Annotated in this window: 22 protein-coding genes; 9 read left to right on the top strand and 13 right to left on the bottom strand. The window is 67.2% G+C overall.

What is annotated here, in order from left to right:
• Positions 1–60 precede the first annotated feature (60 nt).
• The gene (locus tag V7E00_RS06945; RefSeq protein ID WP_333571914.1) at positions 61–204 is read right to left on the bottom strand and encodes a hypothetical protein; all 144 of its coding nucleotides are present in this window, start codon (positions 202–204) and stop codon (positions 61–63) included.
• Positions 205–421: 217 nt separating this feature from the next.
• On the opposite strand from V7E00_RS06945, the gene V7E00_RS06940 reads away from it, so the two are divergent.
• The gene (locus tag V7E00_RS06940; protein ID WP_333571913.1) at positions 422–2,731 is read left to right on the top strand and encodes an ATP-dependent helicase; all 2,310 of its coding nucleotides are present in this window, start codon (positions 422–424) and stop codon (positions 2,729–2,731) included.
• Positions 2,732–2,740: 9 nt separating this feature from the next.
• Here V7E00_RS06940 and V7E00_RS06935 read toward each other — a convergent pair whose 3' ends face one another.
• Positions 2,741–3,064 (bottom strand): WYL domain-containing protein, encoded by a 324-nt coding sequence (locus V7E00_RS06935; protein WP_333571912.1) that lies wholly within the window; start codon positions 3,062–3,064, stop codon positions 2,741–2,743.
• 195 nt (positions 3,065–3,259) lie between these two features.
• Here V7E00_RS06935 and V7E00_RS06930 point away from each other — a divergent pair, with 195 nt between their 5' ends.
• The 5 genes from V7E00_RS06930 to cysK all read left to right on the top strand — a co-directional run bounded on the left by V7E00_RS06930 (position 3,260) and on the right by cysK (position 8,130).
• Positions 3,260–3,781 (top strand): glycine zipper 2TM domain-containing protein, encoded by a 522-nt coding sequence (locus V7E00_RS06930; protein WP_333571911.1) that lies wholly within the window; start codon positions 3,260–3,262, stop codon positions 3,779–3,781.
• Positions 3,782–4,016: 235 nt separating this feature from the next.
• Complete coding sequence (locus V7E00_RS06925) at positions 4,017–4,211, top strand: YdcH family protein (protein ID WP_333571910.1); 195 nt, start codon at positions 4,017–4,019, stop codon at positions 4,209–4,211.
• A 221-nt stretch (positions 4,212–4,432) separates the two neighbouring features.
• Positions 4,433–5,827 carry an MFS transporter gene (locus tag V7E00_RS06920; protein WP_333571909.1) on the top strand — a complete coding sequence of 465 codons (1,395 nt, stop codon included), beginning with the start codon at positions 4,433–4,435 and terminating at the stop codon, positions 5,825–5,827.
• Positions 5,828–5,890: 63 nt separating this feature from the next.
• A complete protein-coding gene (locus V7E00_RS06915; protein WP_333571908.1) occupies positions 5,891–7,213 on the top strand; it encodes an MFS transporter in 1,323 nt (440 codons plus the stop codon).
• Positions 7,210–8,130, top strand: a complete 921-nt coding sequence (cysK, locus tag V7E00_RS06910) for a cysteine synthase A (RefSeq protein ID WP_333571907.1) — start codon at positions 7,210–7,212, stop codon at positions 8,128–8,130. Before V7E00_RS06915 ends, cysK begins: the two co-directional genes overlap by 4 nt.
• A gap of 144 nt (positions 8,131–8,274) precedes the next feature.
• Here the strand turns inward: cysK and V7E00_RS06905 are convergent, their stop codons facing one another.
• Both V7E00_RS06905 and V7E00_RS06900 read right to left on the bottom strand, forming a co-directional pair.
• A complete protein-coding gene (locus V7E00_RS06905; protein WP_333571906.1) occupies positions 8,275–8,907 on the bottom strand; it encodes an OmpA family protein in 633 nt (210 codons plus the stop codon).
• Positions 8,904–10,721, bottom strand: a complete 1,818-nt coding sequence (locus tag V7E00_RS06900; RefSeq protein ID WP_333571905.1) for a cation:proton antiporter — start codon at positions 10,719–10,721, stop codon at positions 8,904–8,906. Before V7E00_RS06900 ends, V7E00_RS06905 begins: the two co-directional genes overlap by 4 nt.
• Positions 10,722–10,883: 162 nt before the next feature.
• Between V7E00_RS06900 and V7E00_RS06895 the strand changes: the two genes are divergently transcribed.
• A complete protein-coding gene (locus tag V7E00_RS06895) occupies positions 10,884–12,242 on the top strand; it encodes a cell wall hydrolase (RefSeq protein ID WP_333571904.1) in 1,359 nt (452 codons plus the stop codon).
• On the opposite strand, the gene V7E00_RS06890 is transcribed toward V7E00_RS06895, so the two are convergent.
• The 7 genes from V7E00_RS06890 to V7E00_RS06860 all read right to left on the bottom strand — a co-directional run bounded on the left by V7E00_RS06890 (position 12,239) and on the right by V7E00_RS06860 (position 16,824).
• Positions 12,239–14,041 carry an acyl-CoA dehydrogenase C-terminal domain-containing protein gene (locus V7E00_RS06890; protein WP_333571903.1) on the bottom strand — a complete coding sequence of 601 codons (1,803 nt, stop codon included), beginning with the start codon at positions 14,039–14,041 and terminating at the stop codon, positions 12,239–12,241. The two genes, V7E00_RS06895 and V7E00_RS06890, sit on opposite strands and share 4 nt — an antisense overlap.
• Before the next feature lie 10 nt (positions 14,042–14,051).
• On the bottom strand, positions 14,052–14,480 hold the full coding sequence (locus V7E00_RS06885; protein WP_333571902.1) for a MerR family transcriptional regulator: 429 nt from the start codon (positions 14,478–14,480) through the stop codon (positions 14,052–14,054).
• A 43-nt stretch (positions 14,481–14,523) separates the two neighbouring features.
• The gene (locus V7E00_RS06880; RefSeq protein ID WP_333571901.1) at positions 14,524–14,892 is read right to left on the bottom strand and encodes a hypothetical protein; all 369 of its coding nucleotides are present in this window, start codon (positions 14,890–14,892) and stop codon (positions 14,524–14,526) included.
• A 73-nt stretch (positions 14,893–14,965) separates the two neighbouring features.
• The gene (locus V7E00_RS06875) at positions 14,966–15,463 is read right to left on the bottom strand and encodes a hypothetical protein (protein ID WP_333571900.1); all 498 of its coding nucleotides are present in this window, start codon (positions 15,461–15,463) and stop codon (positions 14,966–14,968) included.
• A complete protein-coding gene (hisI, locus tag V7E00_RS06870) occupies positions 15,460–15,822 on the bottom strand; it encodes a phosphoribosyl-AMP cyclohydrolase (protein WP_333571899.1) in 363 nt (120 codons plus the stop codon). Before hisI ends, V7E00_RS06875 begins: the two co-directional genes overlap by 4 nt.
• A gap of 85 nt (positions 15,823–15,907) precedes the next feature.
• Complete coding sequence (locus tag V7E00_RS06865; RefSeq protein ID WP_333571898.1) at positions 15,908–16,504, bottom strand: hypothetical protein; 597 nt, start codon at positions 16,502–16,504, stop codon at positions 15,908–15,910.
• 71 nt (positions 16,505–16,575) lie between these two features.
• The gene (locus tag V7E00_RS06860) at positions 16,576–16,824 is read right to left on the bottom strand and encodes a DUF7218 family protein (RefSeq protein WP_333571897.1); all 249 of its coding nucleotides are present in this window, start codon (positions 16,822–16,824) and stop codon (positions 16,576–16,578) included.
• Positions 16,825–16,955: 131 nt separating this feature from the next.
• On the opposite strand from V7E00_RS06860, the gene purF reads away from it, so the two are divergent.
• On the top strand, positions 16,956–18,419 hold the full coding sequence (purF, locus tag V7E00_RS06855) for an amidophosphoribosyltransferase (RefSeq protein ID WP_333571896.1): 1,464 nt from the start codon (positions 16,956–16,958) through the stop codon (positions 18,417–18,419).
• A 4-nt stretch (positions 18,420–18,423) separates the two neighbouring features.
• The gene (locus tag V7E00_RS06850) at positions 18,424–19,134 is read left to right on the top strand and encodes an SDR family NAD(P)-dependent oxidoreductase (RefSeq protein WP_333571895.1); all 711 of its coding nucleotides are present in this window, start codon (positions 18,424–18,426) and stop codon (positions 19,132–19,134) included.
• Positions 19,135–19,229: 95 nt separating this feature from the next.
• Here V7E00_RS06850 and V7E00_RS06845 read toward each other — a convergent pair whose 3' ends face one another.
• A complete protein-coding gene (locus V7E00_RS06845; RefSeq protein ID WP_333571894.1) occupies positions 19,230–19,721 on the bottom strand; it encodes an EF-hand domain-containing protein in 492 nt (163 codons plus the stop codon).
• A 60-nt stretch (positions 19,722–19,781) separates the two neighbouring features.
• Positions 19,782–20,462 (bottom strand): squalene/phytoene synthase family protein, encoded by a 681-nt coding sequence (locus tag V7E00_RS06840; protein ID WP_333571893.1) that lies wholly within the window; start codon positions 20,460–20,462, stop codon positions 19,782–19,784.
• Positions 20,463–20,515 lie beyond the last annotated feature (53 nt).

Genomic DNA, 20,515 nt, shown 5'->3' with positions numbered 1-20,515 from the left:
TGTTAGCGCCTTTGGGGTTGGCTTATGACAGGATAATGACAAGGGTGCCGGCGCATGCGATCAGCGCAGGCATTCGGTATGCGTGATCCGCACGAGCTTGCCGCTGGCATCGCGCTCCTCGTGTCGCCCCGATGTGCATGCAGGATCGCGCACCGGCGCCGAACGCCATGCGACGACCGCCGCGATGATCGCGAGCGTCAGCACGACTGCAAGGCGCACCTTCAGTCGGCGGGAGGCTTTGGAACTTGTCATGGGTTAATCTCGCGGCACCCCATAGTCGCCCGAGGGATGGGAGGCAATGCGGCCCTCCGTAGTTTTGCGGTAGGGCGCCTGTCCCGAAGCGGCATTGCGCGCGTGCCGGGCGGCGGCTGCGATCGCCTAAAGCTTGCGGGCGGCGGCGTCGTTCCCTAGTTGTTCACGGATGTCGCTTGCCCCTTCTCCCCAGGACGCCCCCTATCTCCAGGGCCTGAACGATCCCCAGCGCGAAGCCGTGCTGACCACTGAAGGACCGGTGCTGGTGCTGGCCGGCGCCGGCACGGGGAAGACGGCGGCGCTCACCGCACGACTGGCGCATCTCCTGTGGACGCGGCGCGCCTATCCCTCCGAGATCCTGGCCGTGACCTTCACCAACAAGGCCGCACGCGAGATGAAGGAGCGTGTCGGCCGCCTCGTCGGGGAGGCGGTCGAGGGGATGCCGTGGCTCGGCACGTTTCACGCGATCGGTGCCAAGATGCTTCGCCGCCATGCGGAGCTGGTCGGGCTGCAGAGCAATTTCACCATCCTCGATACCGACGACCAGCTGCGCCTGCTCAAGCAGCTGATCATCGCCAACGACCTTGACGAGAAGCGCTGGCCGGCGCGGCAGCTCGCCGGCCTGATCGACGGATGGAAGAACCGCGGCCTCGTCCCCGCCGACCTCGATGCCGGCGAGTCCGAGCATTATGCCAATGGCCGCGGCCATTCGCTCTACGCCCAGTACCAGGAGCGGCTTCGGCTGCTCAATGCCTGCGATTTCGGCGACCTTCTCCTCCACATGCTCACGGTTCTTAAGACCAATCGTGAAGTGCTGGAACTCTACCAGAAGCGCTTCCGCTACATCATGGTGGATGAGTATCAGGATACCAACTCGGTCCAGTATCTGTGGCTGCGACTGCTCGCGCAGGAGCGCAAGAACATCTGCTGCGTGGGCGACGACGACCAGTCCATCTACAGCTGGCGCGGCGCGCAGGTGGAAAATATCCTGAAGTTCGAGAAGGACTTCCCTGGGGCTGTTGTGATCAAGTTGGAGCAGAACTACCGCTCCACGCCGCACATCCTCGGCGCCGCCTCAGGGGTGATCGCCAATAATGGCGGGCGCCTTGGCAAGACGCTGTGGACCGAAGTCGATGTCGGCGAGAAGGTGAAGGTGCTCGGCGTTTGGGATGGGCCCGAGGAAGCCCGCCGCGTCGGCGAGGAGATCGAGGGGCTGCAGCGCGATGGCCTCAGCCTCGACGCAACCGCGATCCTCGTCCGCGCCCAGCATCAGACCCGCGAGTTCGAAGACCGGTTCATTGCGATCGGCCTGCCCTACCGCATCATCGGGGGCTTCCGCTTCTACGAGCGGCAGGAAATCCGCGATGCGCTCGCCTATCTCCGCGTCGTGGCCCAGCCGGCGGACGACCTCGCCTTCGAGCGCATCGTCAACGTCCCGAAGCGCGGGCTGGGCGACAAGGCGCTGGCCAAGGTGCACCTGTTCGCGCGGTCGCAAGGGCTGCCGCTGGCCACGGCGGCGGCGCGCATCCTCGATACCGACGAGCTGACCCCGCAGGCCCGTCGCGCGCTCGGCAACCTGATCGGCGACATGGCGCGCTGGCGGAGCATGGGCGACGACCTCCAGCACCCCGATCTCGCCCGCATCATCCTGGACGAAAGCGGCTATACCGCGATGTGGCAGGCCGATCGCACCGCCGAGGCGGCCGGGCGGCTGGAAAACCTGAACGAACTCGTCCGCGCGATGGAGGAATATGAGAGCCTCTCGGCGTTCCTCGAGCATGTCAGCCTGGTGATGGACAACGAGGCTTCCGCCGAGGAGCCCAAGGTCACGATCATGACGATCCACGCCGCCAAGGGGCTGGAGTTCGACACGGTGTTCCTCGCCGGCTGGGAGGAAGGCATCTTCCCGTCGCAGCGTGCGCTCGACGAGGGCGGGCTGGCCAGCCTGGAGGAAGAGCGCCGACTCGCCTATGTCGCGATCACGCGCGCGCGGCGGCGGGCGATCATTCTGCATGCGGCCAATCGCCGTATCTACGGGCAGTGGACCTCGAGCCTGCCGAGCCGCTTCGTCGGCGAACTGCCCCCCGAGCATGTCGAGTCGGAAAGCACGATGACCGGCGGCGAGAGCCTGTGGCGCGCGAATTGGAGCGAGCGAAGCGACCCCTTTGCCGATGTGGCGCGCGGTGCTGGCCGGGGCCCGGGCTGGCAGCGTGCGGCGGGCGTCGATCCGAAGAATCCGGGCGGCGCCTTCACGGCACGCACCTTCACCCGGGATCAGCCGCGCGTGCTGGAAAGCCGCGCCTCCGCCGTGAGCTTCGGCGCGAAGCCGCGCGTGGACCTGGCGCTCGGCATGCGCGTGTTCCACCAGAAGTTCGGCTATGGCACCATCGCGGAGATCGAGGGCAACAAGCTGGAGATCGACTTCGAGCAGGCCGGCCGCAAGCGCGTGATGGACAGCTTCGTCAGCCTGAACGACTGACGGGCGCGGTCAGGCCTCAGCCTCGACCTTCATCAACGTGGTGCCGGCATATTTGTCGAGCTCAGGGTCGAACAGATCGCTGATCTCGAATGCGCGGTCGAGCACCGAGACTTCCTTGAGACCGTCGACCTTGAAGGTGGCGATCTTCGGCTCGCGCGGAAGCATGCCTTCCCGCGACACGATGAAGGCGTCGGTATAGAGCGACTCGTTTCGCGTGTAGAGGATGTGCGGCGCCACGATCATCCGGGTGCGGTTATAGGTCACCTGCAGGCACCGCAGGCGCACGATCCCTTCAAGGACAAACGGCGTGTTGTTCACAGGAGCTTCGGTCACGGCAGCGCTAACGTTCATGGGACAAATATGATACCAATGCTGCAGAGCAGCAAGCGCAAAGCGCATAGACCATGGGACACCCCCTCTCCCAGTGATATTCGGGTGCCAGCTTCGTTCAGCCGCGCTTCACGCGCAAGACCGGATGAACGCGGCGTTCCCGGCGGCAGCGCCGGCGTGTTGATGAAGGAGACTCGCATGAAGCATGTCCTGGCCCTGGTTGCGCTGGCAACCGCCGGCCTTTCGGTCGTAGCACCGGCATCGGCGCAGCAATATGCCTCGCCCGATCAGGAGCGCGCGCGTTTCGAGGCAGCGCGCGACCGGTTCGACCGCGAATACCGCCTCTTCCAGCAGGCTTCGGAGCGCTACGCCAATTACAGCGACTGGCTGGCGCACGCGCCGCCCCCGCCGCGCGTCGACATCCGCGACGAAGGCGATTGGGAGCCGTCCCGCTATTATCGGCCGGGCAGCAGCGAGCGCGTGCTGACCCGCGACGATCGCGTCTATCGCGGCGATGACGGTCGCTATTACTGCAAGCGCCCGGACGGCACGACCGGCCTGATCGTGGGTGCGGCGGCGGGCGGACTGTTCGGCAACGTCATCTCCAGCCGCCGCTCCGGCACGGTGGGCACGCTGCTGGGCGCAATCGCCGGTGGTGCGATCGGCAACTCGATCGACCGCAACAACCAGATGAACAATCAGGACGTGCGCTGCCGCTGAGGCGCGCGCTCGGGGCTTCGCACGGTTCGTCGCGAAGCCCCTTGTCTCCCTCGAGCACAAACCTATGTTGATGTTGCGGGACCGGGCCCCTCTGGCGGCGGCTTCACCTGAAGCCCCGTGATGTCGGACCGCATCGAGCGTGCTCGGTGCAGGATCGGCGGTGTTTCCACTCCCTCGCACCACCCTCTCATCGGGCCGCTTGATCGATGCAAATCCATCGATTGGAGCCATGACGATGACGATTGTAGAACGCCTTGTCGCCACCCACCGGATGCTCGAGCGCGACATCCGCAGCGAATTGCGTCGCCGCATGCCGGACGCATTTCGCGTGGCGCAGCTCAAGAAGCACAAGCTGGCGGTAAAGGATCGGCTGCACCTCTACCTGCCGGCGCCTGCCGCGCAGCTGGCACTGGTGCCGAGCCGCCGATGACGAGGGTTGGGGTCCGGCGGAGATGCGCCGGACCCGCTAACCTCAATGCCAGAAGAGCAGCAGCAGGATGATGATGGGAATCGGAATGCCCACCAGCCACATCAGAATGCCCTTACCCATTTTAATCTCCTGAAAGCGTCGTTTCGCTGTCGACTAAACCATGGGTTGGGTTCTGAGTTCCGGGCTGGGAACCGAGTGCAGGCTGATGCACTAAGTCCGCGATGCAGATCGACGGTCTTCCCATGCCCCGCCGCCTCACCGCCATTGCCGCCGTGTCGTTCGGTACGGCGCTGGTCGTGATCGACGGCGCCATCGCCACGGTGGCCCTCCCCACCATCGCACGCGATCTTCGCGTCGACTCCTCCGCCGCCGTCGCGGTGGTGACGGTCTACCAGCTGGTGCTGGTGATGCTGCTCCTGCCTTTCTCGGGGCTGGGCAATCGCATCGGCCTGAAGCGGCTGTACCAATGGGGGCAGATCGTCTTCACCGTCGCGACGATCCTGTGCTTCTTCGCCAAGAGCCTGCCCTTCCTGCTGATCGTCCGCGCCGCCCAGGCGGCGGGTGCGGCGGCGGCGCTCAGCGTCTCCTCGGCGCTGGTCCGGCAGATTTACCCTGCCAGGCAGCTCGGGCGCGGGCTGGGGGTGAACTCGGTCGTGGTGTCGGTCTCCGCCGCGATCGCGCCTACGCTGGGCGGACTGGTGCTGGCCGTCGGCCCCTGGCCCTGGGTGTTCGCCTCCGCCGTACCCTTCGCGGTGGCGAGCCTGTTGCTCGGGCGTTCGCTCCCCGACATCCCGCGCTCCAAGGCACCGTTCGACGTGTTGGGCGCGGTGCTGTGCGCGGCGATGTTCGGGCTGGTGATCGGCGGGCTGGAAAGCGCGGTGCATGGCGACAGCCCGGTCGTGTCGGCGGCAGTGGTGCTCGCGGGGATCGCCATCGGGGTGATCTTCGTGCGGCGCGAACGGGGGGAGGCCGAGCCGATCCTGCCCGTAGACCTGCTCGCGCGCCCGGTGCTGGCACTGTCGACGATCGGCGCGTTCACCGCCTTCATCGCGACGATGACCCTGCTGCTCTCGCTGCCCTTCCGGCTGCAGCACGGCTATGGCTTCGCGCCCTCCGAAGTGGGGGCGGTGATTGCGCCGTGGCCGCTGACCACGATGTTCGTCGCGCCGCTCGCCGGGTCGCTGTCCGATCGCTATCCGGCAGGCGCGCTGGGCGGGATCGGAATGGCGATCGCGATCGCCGGCCTCACCGCCCTCGCCTTCCTGCCGCAGGACCCGAGCTATTTCGACATCGCCTGGCGCATGTCGCTCACCGGCGCGGGCTTCGGCATGTTCCTGTCCCCCAATGCGCGGCTGATCATCGGTTCGGCACCGGTGGAGCGTGCGGCAGCCGCGGGCGGCCTCATTTCAACCACGCGGATGGTAGGGCAGACCACCGGCGCGACGCTGGTCGCAGCACTGCTGGCCATGGGCGTCGGCGCGGGCATGGCCCCCGCGCTGGTCGCCGCCGGCCTTGCGCTGATTGCGGGCCTGTGCAGCCTCGCCCGCCTGCGCCCCTCGATCCGCAATCCTGCCAAAACCGAGGCGGATCAGGCGCAGCCCGCACAATTAGGGTAAAGCTTTAGCACCCCCAACCATCGAAGCATTGCGTGGGGACCCACCGCGCGCCAAGAGCGAGACATGGCCCAACATCCCTTCGCCATCGGCAATTTCCGCGCCTATTTCGTCGCCCGCCTCGCCGCCACGCTGGGGCAGATGGCGATGGTGATCGTGATCGGCTGGCAGGTGTACGACATTGCCCGCCGCTCCATGAGCATCAAGGAAGCGGCCTTTCAGCTGGGCATGATTGGCGTTGCGCAGTTCCTGCCGCTGCTGTTCCTCTCGCTGTTCGCGGGCTGGGTCGCAGATCGAATCGACCGGCGCTGGATCGCGCGCGCGGCCGTGGCGCTGGAGGCGTTCTGCGCGCTGGCACTCGCCTGGCTCACCTGGCAGCAGACGATCACCCTCACCCATCTGTTCAGCATCGCCGCGCTGCTCGGGGTGGCGCGCGCCTTTGCCAGCCCCGCCCTGGGTGCGCTGGCGCCCAATCTTGTGCCAAAGGCGATCCTTCCCACGGCCATCGCGCTCAGCTCGCTCGCGTGGCAGAGCGGCACCGTGATCGGCCCGGCAATGGGCGGATATCTCTACGCCGCCGCCTCATGGGCAGCCTATGCTGTCTCGGGCGGGCTGTTCCTCGTCTCGCTGCTGATGCTGTTCCTGATCGGCCCGGTGCCGGTCGCCAATCGCAAGTTCACCGGCAGCCCCCTGTCCCAGATGGTCGACGGCCTCCACTACGTCCGCCGCAATCGGCTGGTGCTCGGCGCGATCTCGCTCGACCTGTTCGCGGTGCTCCTCGGCGGTGCGACGGCGATGCTGCCGGTCTATGCGCGCGACATCCTCCAGGTCGGGTCCGAAGGCCTTGGGCACCTTCGCGCCGCGCCTGCGTTGGGTGCGGTGGTGACGGCCCTGTTCTTCTCGTGGCGCCCGCTCAAGACCAATGTGGGCGTGAAGATGCTGGTCGCGGTCGCGCTGTTCGGCCTGGCGACGGTGGTGTTCGGCGCGGCGGCCCCGCTGCTGGTGCCGGTGCTCGGCCCCAGGGCGGTGGGCACCGACCTTTCCCCCGCCGTGCTGGTGTCGCTCGCCGCGCTGTTCGTGCTGGGCGCGGCCGACATGGTGTCGGTGTACGTTCGCCAGTCGCTGATCCAGCTCTACACGCCGGACGAGATGCGCGGCCGGGTCGGCGCGGTCTCCACCCTCTTCATTTCCGGCTCCAACGAGCTGGGCGAAGCCGAAAGCGGCTTCCTTGCCGCGCTGATCGGGCCGGTCGCCGCGGTGATCGGCGGCGGCATCGGCGCGATCCTTGTCACGGCCCTGTGGGCGAAGCTATTCCCTGAGCTCAAGCGGGCTCGAACCTTCGATCCCCCGGCCACCCTCGAAGTTCCTCCCAAGGAGATGACGACATGAAGGCCCATTCGATCCTCGAGACGATCGGCAACACGCCGCACGTCCGCATCAACAAGCTGTTCCCGGGCGCCGAAGTGTGGATCAAGTCCGAGCGCTCGAACCCGGGCGGCTCGATCAAGGACCGCATCGCGCTCGCGATGGTCGAGGCGGCCGAGAAGGACGGCAGCCTCCAGCCCGGCGGCACGATCGTCGAGCCGACCAGCGGCAATACCGGCGTCGGCCTGGCGATGGTCGCGGCGGTGAAAGGCTACAAGCTGATCCTGGTGATGCCGGAGAGCATGTCGGTCGAACGCCGCCGGCTGATGCTCGCCTATGGCGCCAGCTTCGACCTGACGCCGCGTGAGAAGGGCATGAAGGGCGCGATCGAGCGCGCGCTCGAAATCGTCGAGAGCACGCCTGGCGCCTGGATGCCGCAGCAGTTCGAAAATGCTGCGAACATCGACGTGCATGTGCGCACCACTGCTCAGGAAATCCTCAACGACTTCCGCGACACGCCCATCGACGTGATCATCACCGGCGTTGGCACCGGCGGCCACATCACCGGCGTCGCCGAAGCGCTGAAGAAGGAATGGCCGAACCTCAAGGTCTATGCGGTGGAGCCGGAGCTTTCGCCGGTCATCTCGGGCGGCCAGCCCGGTCCGCACCCGATCCAGGGCATTGGTGCGGGCTTCGTGCCGAAGAACCTGCACACCGACGCGATCGACGGCGTGATCAAGGTCGACGCGGCGGTGGCCAAGGACATGGCGCGCCGCTCGGCCGCCGAAGAGGGCATGCTGGTCGGCATCTCCTCGGGCGGCACGCTGGCGGGGATCCTGCAGAAGCTGCCCGACCTGCCCGACGGCGTGCGCGTGCTTGGCTTCAACTACGACACCGGTGAGCGCTATCTAAGCGTACCGGACTTCCTGCCTGAGAGCTGAGATCTGATCGAAAGGTGGAGGGCGCTGCCCCTCCACGGTCATCTCGGCGAGAGTCGGGATCCATTCGCCACTCGGTTGCAGCAAGAGCCGCATCGCTGAGGACAACGGATCCCGCCTCAGGCTTATATCGCAGGCCATTGCGGGCTATTGCTGCGACTTAGTGCCAGCTTCTGAAACTTCTGCCGCTTCATTGGCAGGCGCGGCAGCCGGCGGCTCCGTGGCCGCGGGCAGCGCCACATGCACTTCCACCCGGCGGTTCTTTGCGCGTGCGTCGGGATCGTCGCTGCCGTCGGTCTTGGAATTCGGCACCAGCGCCCGTGTCTCCCCGAAGGCAACTACCGTCATGCGTTCGGCCGGCACGCCCTTCGACAGCAGATACTCACGAACCGCCTCGGCCCGCTTGCGAGAAGCGGCGAGATTATCGCGGTCGTTGCCGCGGGTGTCGCTGTGGCCGCCGATCGTGATCGGTCCGCCGGCGGCGAGGCTGGAGTTGCCCAGCATCGCATCAAGCAACTCTCTGCCGGAATCGTCCAGCTTGAGCCCCGAAGCGCCGAACGGCACTACCAGGTCCAGCGGCTTGAGCTCGGGCTTCTCCGGCGCCTCGGGCACGACATCCGGGCGCAGGATAGACTTCGGCGCCTCAGCCGCACTGTTGTTGGCGATACCGTCCTCGGGGAGGATGCTCTTGTTCTCGGCCGCTGCATTGTCGCGCGCGGGCTCCCGCACATTGCAGCCCGCCAGCGCCACCGCGAGCCCCAGCATCGCCCATCTGGTCATGCAACCTCCTCCTGCAGTCGTCGCGCCGCCGGCACGGGGGGCACGTACGAGATGATCGTGTCGCCGGGCTGCGGCGTTGGCCGGCTGGCGTGCGAGAAGAAGCGCAGCAGCCCACCCTTCCGCACCAGCAGCAGCATGTCGGCCGCGTCCGGCAGGTCGGCCTTGGCGGCATCGAAGTCGAACTGCTCGGTCAGCCGGGTCTTGCGGAAGGTCCAGCCCTCCCGCTCGCGCTCGACGATCTCGTCGACGCCGTGCCCGCTGGTGAACAGCGCGCGGCCGCGCAGCGATTCCGGCAGCGCCCGCGCATCCTCGTCATCGCCGCCGCTACCGAGCTGGTAGACATTGTCGCGCCCCATCTCATGCGCGAATTCGTTGCAGACGAGCGCGTTGTACGCCTCGTTGTCGCTGGTGGCGGCGAGTACCTGGAACTGCGACATGTCCAGCCGGTCCTCGGTCGCCTCGGCAAGGATCTCGCCATGATAGGTCGGGATGCCCGCCGAACGCGCCGGCCGCAGCCGCTGCCAGCTCGTGTCGCAGATCGTCACCGGCACCTCGAGCTGGCGGAGCTGGTCGGCCAGCGCCAGGCTCCACGGCGTGCCGCCGACGATCAGAAGCCCGCGCTCGGTGGCGCCGGTCACCTTTAGAAGCTTGGCGACCGGACCGATCGAGAAACCGTGTGCGACGATCGTCGCCACCACAACGGCGAAGGACAGGGTCACCAGGATCGAACCGTCGCTATAGCCGAGCTTGTCCAGCCGCAGCGCGAACAGCCCCGAGATCGCCACCGCTACGATACCGCGCGGCGCGATCCAGGCGACCAGCAGCCGCTCGTTCCACGGCACCTTGGTGAAGGCGAGGCTCAGCAGCACGGTGATCGGCCGCACGAGGAAGAGGAGCGCCGCGAGGAACGCGAGGAAGCGCCACTCGAAATGCCGCAGCACCTCGAAATCCAGCGAGGCGGAGAGCAGCACGAACACGCCCGAGATCAAGAGGACGGTGACGTTTTCCTTGAACGGATGGATGTCGCGCAGCGAGTCCAGCCGCATGTTGGCGAGCGCCACGCCCATCACCGTCACGGTGATCAGCCCGGTCTCCTGCTGGATCAGGTTCGAGCCGACGAACACGCCGATCACCGCAACGAGCAGCACCGGCGCCTTCAGATATTCGGGCACATGGCCGCGCTGGAAGGCCCAGCCGATCGCCTTGGCGACGACATAGCCGATCAATCCGGCGACGAGGCTGGCGGCGAGCAGCGAGCCCAGCACGCTGATCAGCGTGCCGCCATCGGCGGACCGGCGGAGATATTCATACGTGACCAGCCCGCACAGCGCGCCGATCGGGTCGTTGACGATCGCTTCCCATTTGAGGATCGCGCGCGGACGCTGCGCGACGTTGCTCTGGCGGAGCAGCGGCAGCACCACGGTGGGCCCGGTGACGACCAGGATGCCGGCGAACAGCGTCGCCACCGGCCAGACGAGCCCGGCCGCGTAGTAGAGCGCCAGCGTGCCCAGCCCCCAGCCGATCGGCACGCCCAGGAGCACCAGCCGCGTCACTGCGCCGTCCGTGCGCCGCAGTTCGCGGAAGTTGAGGCTGAGGCCACCCTCGAACAGGATCAGCGCGACGGCGATCGAGACGATCGGCTCGAGCAGCTCGCCGAACACCGCGTGCGGCTCGATCACCCCGGCCACCGGCCCGGCGAGCACGCCGGCGACCAGCATCAACGCGATCGCAGGCCAGCCGGTACGCCAGGCGATCCACTGCGCACCGATGCCGAGCGCACCGATCAGCGCGATGACAAGCGCGGGTTGATGCATTCGAAAAACCTATCTTCATTCGTTCGCAGGAAATCATGCCCTGGGACAATACGGTTGCGGCACCGTATCGGTTCCGTTTCAGGTTCGCGCCTGTGCCTGTTTCCTTCACCGATGCTTTGGGATAAGGGCGACCACCCTCGATCGAGAACGCCACAACCGCCTGTGACGCCCAGCAATTCCATCGCCCCCACGCCTGCCTGGCTCCGCCTGGCGATCGGCATCATCGCCCTTGCGGCGCTGGTCGTGCCGGCCTTGCTCGTGCTCAACGCACCCAGGGTACCGCACCGGCGTCACCGCGTGCCGCCCGTCGCGCTGCCCAACCGCGTCGTACCGAAGGAAGAGCTGCCGGCGGTCGAACCGATCGCCATTGCCGATCTCACGCCGGATGATGCGCGTGCGTTCAACGAGTCGATCCCGTTTTCGACCGATCCCAACCCGGCGGCACGACCCTTTCACCTCGTCGGCGCGGGCGACAGCCAGGAGCGCGCGGTCGACTGTCTGGCCGCTGCCGAGGTTTACGAGGCAGGCGACGATGCGCTCGGGGAACGGGCGGTGGCGCAGGTGATCCTGAACCGCGTACGCCATCCCGCCTTTCCGAAGACCGTGTGCGGGGTTGTGTTCCAGGGAGCGGAGCGGAGCACCGGCTGCCAGTTCACCTTCAGCTGCGACGGCGCGCTCACCCGCTGGTCGCCCACGCCCGCCGCCTGGGCGCGCGCGCGCGAGATCGCCAGGATGGCGCTGCACGGGGCCGTGTTCCGCCCCGTCGGCCACGCGACCCATTATCACACCGATTGGGTCGTGCCCTATTGGAGCGCCAGCCTCGACAAGATCGTCGCGCTGCACACGCATTTGTTCTTCCGCTGGGCCGGCTGGTGGGGCACCCCGCCCGCCTTCAACCGCGCTTATGTCGCCGACGAGCCCAACGTCCCGCAGCTTGCGAAGCTCTCGCCTGCACATCTGGGCGGCGCAACCGACGCGGCCACACCTGCAGGTGACCCGGGTGCCACGGGTTTGCTGTTCGACGTCAACAAGGCGGCCAGTGCCATTCCCGCAAACGCGGTCCCTGCAGCGGTGGCCGGCGACCAGAACGTCTTCCTGGTGACGCTGCCGGACGACATGGTGCCGGACCTCTACCCGGCGCTGGCGCTCCGCACCTGTGGCGACCGGCCTTACTGCAAGTTCATGGCCTGGCTCGATTCGTCCAAGAAGCCGGCCCGGTTGCCGCCGACCGGAGACCAGGCAGCGGCGATGTCGTTCAGCTATCTGCGCGACGAGAAGGTGCAGTATGTGAAGGCGCTGTGGAATTGCGAGCAGTTTCGCCGCCCCAGCACTGCCCAGTGCATGCGCCGCCAGCTCCCTCCCGTCCCGGCGGCAAAGCCCGCGCCTGCCGCTAGTGCAGAGTCTGCTCCTGCCGCCGAGCCTGCGCCGCTCGACGGCGTCCGCCGCAAGGCACCCGCACAGAACAAGGCCGGCGCTGCGGTTCCCGCAACGCCGGCCTCGTCGACTTCCAGCAGCGATTAGGCTGCCTTGAACATCTCCGGATCGAGCGCCATCACGGCCTCGCTGCCGGCCTCGATCTTGCGGCGCAGGCCGCTCGCATCGGGCAAGAACCGCTCGGCATAGAAGCGGGCGGTGACCAGCTTGGCCTCGAGGAAGGCGACGTCCTCGGCGCCCTGGGCCAGCGCCTCGGCGGCGGCCTTGGCCATGCGCAGCCACATCAGGCCGAGCGCCACCGTGCCGGTGAGCTGCATGTACGGATAGGCGCCCGCGCCCACTTCGTTCGGGTTCTTGAACCCGTTCTGCGCCAGCCACATCGTAGCACCCTGGAGGTGGCCAAGCGCCTTCTCCAGCGCCTCCGCGAAGCCCGCCAGCTTCTCGTTGCCCTTGGCGGCTGCAACTTCCTCGCTCACCACGCGGAAGAAGGCCTGCACCGCACGGCCGCCGTTCAGCGCCAGCTTGCGGCCGACCAGGTCCATCGCCTGGACGCCGTTGGTGCCTTCATAGATCATCGCGATGCGGGCATCGCGGACATACTGCTCCATGCCCCATTCCGCGATATAGCCATGGCCGCCATAGACCTGCTGGCAATCGGTCGCGACCTTGTAGCCGATATCGGTGCCGACGCCCTTGATCACCGGGGTCAGCAGCCCGATCAGATCGCCGGCCAGCTGGCGCTCCTCCTCGGTGGCGGCGGCATGTTCCATGTCGACCTGGAGCGCGCCCCACAGGCACAGCGCGCGCAGGCCCTCGATCTGCGCCTTGGCTTCCATCAGCATGCGGCGCACGTCGGGGTGGACGAACAGCGTGTCGGCCTTCTCCGCCGGCTCCTTGGGGCCGGTAAGCGCGCGGCCCTGGCGACGGTCGCCGGCGTACTGAACCGCGTTCTGCATCGCGACTTCGGCAATGCCGAGGCCCTGCAGACCGACACCGAGGCGCGCGGCGTTCATCATGATGAACATGGCCGCCAGGCCCTTCATCTCCTCGCCGACCAGCCAGCCCTTGGCGCCATCATAGTTCATCACGCAGGTTGAGTTGGCGTGGATGCCCATCTTGTGCTCGATCGAGCCGCAGGTCACCGCGTTGCGCTCGCCGATCGAGCCGTCGTCGTTGACGATGAACTTCGGCACCACGAACAGCGAGATGCCCTTGGTGCTGTCCGGCGCGCCTGGCGTCTTCGCGAGCACCAGATGGATGATGTTGCTGGTCAGGTCGTGCTCGCCCGACGAGATGAAGATCTTGGTGCCGGTGATGCTGTAGGAACCGTCAGCGTTCGGCTCGGCCTTGGTCTTGATGAGGCCCAGATCGGTGCCGCACTGCGGCTCCGTCAGGTTCATCGTGCCTCCCCATTCACCCGAGACCATCTTCGGCACATACTTGGCCTTCTGCTCCTCGGAGCCCTTGACCAGCAGTGCGGCGATCGCGCCGTGGGTGAGGCCCGGATACATGGCGAAGGCCATGTTCGCGGCGATCATATATTCCTCGTACGCGGTCGCGACGACATGCGGCATGGCCTGCCCGCCATATTCGACGGGCGCGCTGAGCGTGCCCCAGCCGCTCTCGACGAACTGCTTGTACGCTTCCTTGAAGCCGTCGGGCGTCGTCACGCTGCCGTCGGGGTGGCGGGTGCAGCCCTGCTGGTCGCCGCTGTGGTTGATCGGGAACAGCACCTCGGCGACGAACTTGCCGCCTTCTTCCAGCACCGCATCGACCACGTCGGGCGTCGCCGCCTGGAAGTGCGGCAGGTTGGTGTAGCGATCGAGCCCGATGACCCGATCGAGGACGAAGCGCGTATCGCGCACAGGCGGGGTAAACTGCGGCATTTCAGGTTCCTCAGTGCTCGTTGTCTTTGCTTTTGATCAGGTCGACGAACTGCGCGAGCTCGGCGATGTGCGCGTCGATGTCGCGCTTCTGCGCTTCCAGATGGCGGATGCGGTCCATGCAGCGTTCCAGCGTCACCTGGCGCTGCACGCGCCGCCCGTCGCCGAGGTCGTAGAGATCGATCATCTCCTTGATCTCGCCCAGGCTGAAGCCGACGCGCTTGCCGCGCAGGATCCAGGCGAGCCGGGCACGATCGCGGTGGGTATAGATGCGCTGGGTGCCGCGCCGCTCAGGCGAAATCAGCCCCTCGTCCTCATAGAAGCGCAGTGCGCGCGGGGTGACCCCGAACTCGGCGCACAGGTCTGAAATGGAAAAGGCGTCGCGGTCGGGACGCGGTTCGATCGGCGCCAGGGCCTCGATCGGAGCGGCAGCAGCGGTCATGCCACCTTTGTAGTTTACCTTTACGTGAACGTCAAGCGGGCGGCTATCTGCTTTTCGGCCGCGTACTGCCGTTGAAGCGGGCCCGCACGATATCCTCGTGGAGCAGGATGGAGCGGGTGTTGAGCTCCGCCGCCTCGGACTCGGTAAGACCGTTGCTGGACAGGCGCGCGGCGATATCGGCGTTCACGGTATCCGCCCGTCCCAGCTGCCGCGCCTCGTGGCGGGTGAGCTGGCCGCTACGCTCCCCGGCGCGAATCTCGCTGCGGGGAGTGCGGGGCTGCGGTGCGACCACGATACCGCGACCGGCAACGCTGCCCCTGGCACTGGCGGGAACGGGCCCGCCCCAGATCTGGGCGGAACAAGGGAGCACGGCGATCAGGCCGACCGCGCTTGCAAGAACCAGCACACGCATGGGCTCTCTCCTGTACGGGCATGCCGCGACAAGACGGCTGCCGGAGAGATGCTATCACATCCCTGCCCTGCGTCTACTCGCCGCAAAGGAGCCGGCCGCGCGAATCCCGCATCGCGCGTGCCTCGGCGATCGACTCGCCCAGCCGAACGAACTGCGTTCCCGCCAAGGCAGCGCGCCCGGTGCAGAGCTGGGTGCACGTGTCGGGCAAGGCGCCCGGCAGCGCGAGGTGATTGCCGTCGTACCGGGCGGTGAAACGGCACGTGCCCTGCGGACCGAGCGCCAGTTCCAGCCCGTCGCCTGTCCGCCGGCCGGTGCCGGTCGCACGACAGCCATTGTCCTCTCCATAGTCGATGACGATGCCGATCCGGTGGGCGACGCCGGCAGGCACGATGCAGAGCCGATCGGAGCCGCGGGCATAGGCACCTGCGATGCTGACATGCCCGGGATCGCGGACCAGACCGCGCCGGATCGCTGCCGTTTCAAGATCGGTCGCGACCCCATCGCGCGGCGCAGGCGAAGGGCCGCCGCACGCGGCGAGCCCCAGCAGCAGCGCCACCCCCGCCCGCTTCATGCGTCGCGCACCAGCGCTCCGTTCTCGATCCGGCGGTAGAAGCAGCTTGGCGCCCCGGTGTGGCAGGCCGGCCCATGCGGCTCCACCCGCAGCCACAGCGCATCCTGGTCGCAGTCGATCCGCGCCTCCACGACGTGGAGGAAATGCCCCGAGGTCTCGCCCTTGGTCCACAATCGGCCGCGGCTGCGCGACCAGAAGGTGGCCTTGCCGGTCTCCAGCGTCACGGCCAGCGCCTCGGCATTCATATGGGCGAGCATCAGCACCTCGCCGGTGGTGGCGTGGGTGGCGACGGCGGTGATCAGGCCGTTGGCATCAAATTTCGGGTCGAGCGCAGCGCCCGTTTCGCGAAGGTTTGTCACGTGCGTCGTCTAGCCGGGTTCCTTGCGGTCGTCATCCCCGGCCTCTGGGCACCGATCGAGCAGATCGCGGGAAGCGACACTTCGTTCAGGTGCGGCGCTTCAGGTTCGTCGCCGGCCGAACGCGAATTGGACGAAGATCCGATACCTTGATCGTGACTTCCACCGACTGTCCCAAGTTCGCGCAGTTCGAATGCGGCGGGACCTGGACCTTGACCACCAGAACATCGCCGCCGCGCCACCGGAGGGCGGCATAGTTTGGAGCCTCCGCCTCCACGCACTTCGCGGGCAGATGGATCTTCTTGCGGAGGGCCAGTTTCAGGCGCTGGGAAACATCCTCCCCGCGCGCATCTATAAGCAGGATCGACCAGCTGCCGACGGCACCGCCATCGCTCCCCGTGATGGCGGCGAACCGTGCGTTCGGCGCCCAGAGCACCTCGACCAGGTTCGGCGTGAACGACACATGGAACCGAACAATCTTTCGGCCTACACCCAGATACACCCCGCCGCCGTCCTGGGAAACGTACCGCGTGCGATCGGGCGACCAGGCCGGCCTCGCATCTGCTCCGGCAACCGAGGCAATCTTCCGGGCATGCGGGCTCCAATAGCCAGCGGACGGATCGCTACGATCCGGTGTCTCCGGCCAGACAGCCGTACTGAGCACCCATGCCGCCACGCCCAGCATTGCCCGCCACCTCTCCGTCAGGGCGGCAATCTGCCAGCCTCAAGAGGACAGTATATGGTCGGGCCTCGGTATCAACCCTTTCGAATAGCCCGCACCAGCGCATCCTTGTCCATCTTCGAGCGGCCTTCGATGCCGATCTCCCTTGCCTCGTCGTACAGCTCGGCCTTGGTGCGTTCCTCCAGCTTGCCGCCGCCCGAATCGAGGCTGCCGTTCGCCCGGGCATTGGCGATCCGTGCTGCTTTTTCCTTGGAGGCGCCCTCTTGGCGAAGCTTCTCGTAGAGGCCGTCGTTCTTGATCTGCGAACCGTGGTCCCTGGCCATGATCCCTCTCCTTTCTCAGGGGGTTAACCTGCAAAAAGGGTAAACGGTCCTTTTCGCTGTTACAGACCGGAGACAAAGCGGGACGAAGCGCCTATATGGCCGGCAACCGTTGCCGTTCCCCCCGAGGGCCAATGCTTACCACACACCCGTTTGATGACGACAAGCTGCGCGAAGAGTGCGGCATTTTCGGCGTTTCCAACAGCGAAGGCGCGGCCGCGATGGTCGCGCTCGGGCTGCACGCGCTCCAGCACCGCGGCCAGGAGGCGGCGGGCATAACCAGCTGGGACGGCAATCAGTTCCATTCGCATCGCGCGATGGGCCATGTCGCCGGCAATTTCGATCGCGACGACGTGATCCGCGCGCTGCCGGGCCTCGTCGCCTGCGGCCATGTCCGCTACGCCACCACCGGCGGCTCGGCGATCCGCAACGTCCAGCCGCTCTATGCCGAGCTGGCCAGCGGCGGCTTCGCGATCGCGCATAACGGCAATATCTCCAACGCGATGCGGCTGCGGCGCGATCTCGTCCGCCGCGGCGCGATCTTCCAGTCGACCTCGGATACCGAGGTGATCATCCACCTCGTCGCCACCTCGCAGTACCGCACGCTGATCGACCGGTTCATCGATGCGCTGAAGCAGGTCGAGGGTGCCTATTCGCTGATCGTGATGACGCCGGAAGGCATGATCGCCTGCCGCGATCCGCTCGGCATCCGCCCGCTCGTCATGGGCCGTCAGGGCGACTCAATCGTGTTCGCCTCGGAAACCGTCGCGCTCGACGTGTGCGACGCGCAATATGTCCGCGACGTGGAGCCGGGCGAGCTGGTGATCGTGAAGGCCAATGGCGAGATGAGCAGCCACAAGCCGTTCGCACCCCAGGCGCCGCGGCCGTGCATCTTCGAATATGTCTATTTCTCGCGCCCCGATTCGATCAGCGACGATCGCTCGGTCTATTCGGTGCGCAAGGCGATCGGCGCGCAGCTGGCGATCGAGTCGCCTGTCGAGGCCGACCTCGTCGTCCCAGTGCCCGATTCGGGCGTGCCGGCGGCGATCGGCTATGCCCAGCAATCGGGCATTCCGTTCGAGCTGGGGATCATCCGCTCGCACTATGTCGGCCGCACCTTCATCCAGCCGGGCGACAAGGTCCGCCACCTCGGCGTGAAGCTGAAGCACAATGCCAATCGCGATCTGATCGCGGGCAAGCGCATCGTGCTGATCGACGATTCGATCGTACGCGGCACCACCAGCCTCAAGATCGTGCAGATGATGCACGATGCCGGCGCGAAGGAAGTGCATATGCGCATCGCTTCGCCGCCGACGCGCCACAGCTGCTTCTACGGCGTCGACACGCCCGAGCGCGCCAAGCTGCTCGCCGCGAAGATGGATGTGGGCGGCATGACCGACTTCATCCATGCCGACAGCCTGGCCTTCGTTTCGATCGACGGGCTGTACAAGGCGCTGGGCGAAGCGCGCCGCGCGGACATCCATCCCAAATATTGCGACGCCTGCTTCACCGGCGACTATCCGACGACGCTGACCGACCAGGACGAGCTGGCGCCGCCGCCGGACCAGCTGGCGCTGCTCGCCGAGAAGGTCGGCTGAACCGGTGAGCGACGGTCCGCTGGCGGGACAGACCGCCCTTGTCACCGGCGCGAGCCGCGGCATCGGGGCGGCGACGGCAATCGCACTGGGCGCGGCCGGCGCGCATGTGATCCTCACCGCCCGTACCGCAGGCGGGCTCGAGGAGGTCGAGGACGCCATCTTCCAGGCGGAGGGAAGCGCAACGATCGCGCCGCTGGATCTGGCCGAGCACGATGCGATTGGCCGGCTTGCCGGTGCGATCGCCGAGCGCTGGCCGGTGCTCGACATGCTGGTGCTCAACGCCGGCATGCTGGGCACCTTGAGCGCCGTGAACGCGATCGACTTTGCCGAGTTCGCCAAGGTGCTGACGCTGAACGTCGCCGCGCAGGGAGCGATGCTCGCCGCCTTCGATCCGATGCTGCGCCGCGCGCCGTCGGCTCGGGTGCTCGGGATCACTTCCAGTGTCGGTCGCACGCCGCGCGCCTATTGGGGCGTCTACGGCGCTTCCAAGGCGGCGTTCGAGAATCTGCTGCTCAGCTACGGCCATGAGCTGGAGAATGTCAGCCAGGTCCGGGTCGGCATCGTCGATCCCGGCGCCACGCGCACCAAGATGCGTGCGCGCGCGTTCCCCGGCGAGGATCCCGCAACGGTGAAGGCACCCGAAGTGGTAGCCGAGCGGATCGTCGCGCTGATGGCCGGCGGCTTCGAGCGCGGCCATCTCGAGCGGGTCGGCTGACCTCCCAGAGCATTTTTAGTCGACCGTGTACGGGCAACGACCCGGAAAATGCGACAACAAGGATCTAGGGCGTCTTCACCGATGGTGAGAACGCTCTAGTTTTCCTCCTCATCGCCCTTGGCGGCGGGACTTGGTGCCGGCGCGGGCTTTCCGCAGGCACAGCGTGTGCCTGGTGCCTTGCGTGTCGGTGCCGTCGTCGCGAACTCGGTGCGGGTGAGCGTGCCGGACTTGTCGGCATCGGCGCCAGTGAATTTGGCGATCGACTTGGCCGCCCATTCCTCGAAGCTCAACCGTCCGTCGCCGTTGGTATCCAGCTTGGCGAACGCCTTGTGGCGCGCGGCGAAATACTCGTCCCGGCTGACCGCGTCGTCACGATCCTTGTCATAGCGGTCGAAGCGCTTCTGCTCGCGGGTCTCGGCGTCGGCCGCGGGCGCAGCGTCGGGCATGGGCGTCACCGCACCCGCCGCTGCCGGCGCCGGCTGCAATACCGCGGCGAGCGGCGTTCGCGCCGGCCCGCGTCCGAACAGCAGAAATCCACCGAACGCCAGTAACAGCGCCGCGCCGGCGCCCACCGCATATCGCCACATGCCAAGCTTCCCCCCGGAAGGTCGCCTGAGTTTACACCTTCAGGGGAATGCAGCCAAGTCCTAACGGCCGCTGAGGCGGTGCCAGAGCAAGCGGGCGACTCGCCGGGGTGCACCGATCGGCAGGGGAGCATCCGCGGGCAGCATGAGGTCCATCCGCGCCCGGTGCGCGAGCGCGCCCAGTGCGCGACCGTTCCGGCTCCACCGGGCCGCCAGCGCCTGGGCGAGTCGCGGCGTGGCGAGGCTCCGGGCTGCGTCCGCCTCGTCACCGTCACCGAGATGGCGCGCAAGATCGGCAAGCGCCCAGCCTTCGCCACCCGATGCCAGCAGGTCGCCTACTGCACCCAGTGCGGTCCCGGCGGAGACGAACAGGCTCCCCCGCCCCGCTGCGTACCGGGCAAGCGCCAGGCCATCCAGCGCCTCTTCCTCCACCAGCACTTCCCAGCCGTGCACGATCGGCACCAGCGACGCGCCGGTGACGCCGCGCGGCAGCACTTCGGTGGCGAGCCCGCGCAGTACCGGCTCGGCCGGCGGCGGCGCGGTGTCGAGCTTGGCGAGCGCCTCGCGCCACCAGGCGAGCCGCAACTGTCCCACCGCCGGCTGGCTGGTGGTGCGCAGCAACTGCGCCAGCGCCGCATCGAGCGCCAGAAGCGCGGCAAGCGCCGCCCGCCCCTGGGCCGGCGCATAGGACAGGATCAACGCCCGTTCGGGGTCCTCGGGCAGCGTGTTTAGCGAAGCATTCACCCGTTCTCTCTATGGCGGGAGGGTCGGTGAAGGAAGAGCCGGCGCTTGCTCGT

Origin of the sequence: Sphingomonas sp. (assembly GCF_036731925.1) — a bacterium.
In the GTDB taxonomy this organism is placed as follows: domain Bacteria; phylum Pseudomonadota; class Alphaproteobacteria; order Sphingomonadales; family Sphingomonadaceae; genus Sphingomonas.
The sequence above is the reverse complement of the archived record's forward strand: the minus strand, read 5'-3'. Positions and strand labels throughout refer to the sequence as shown.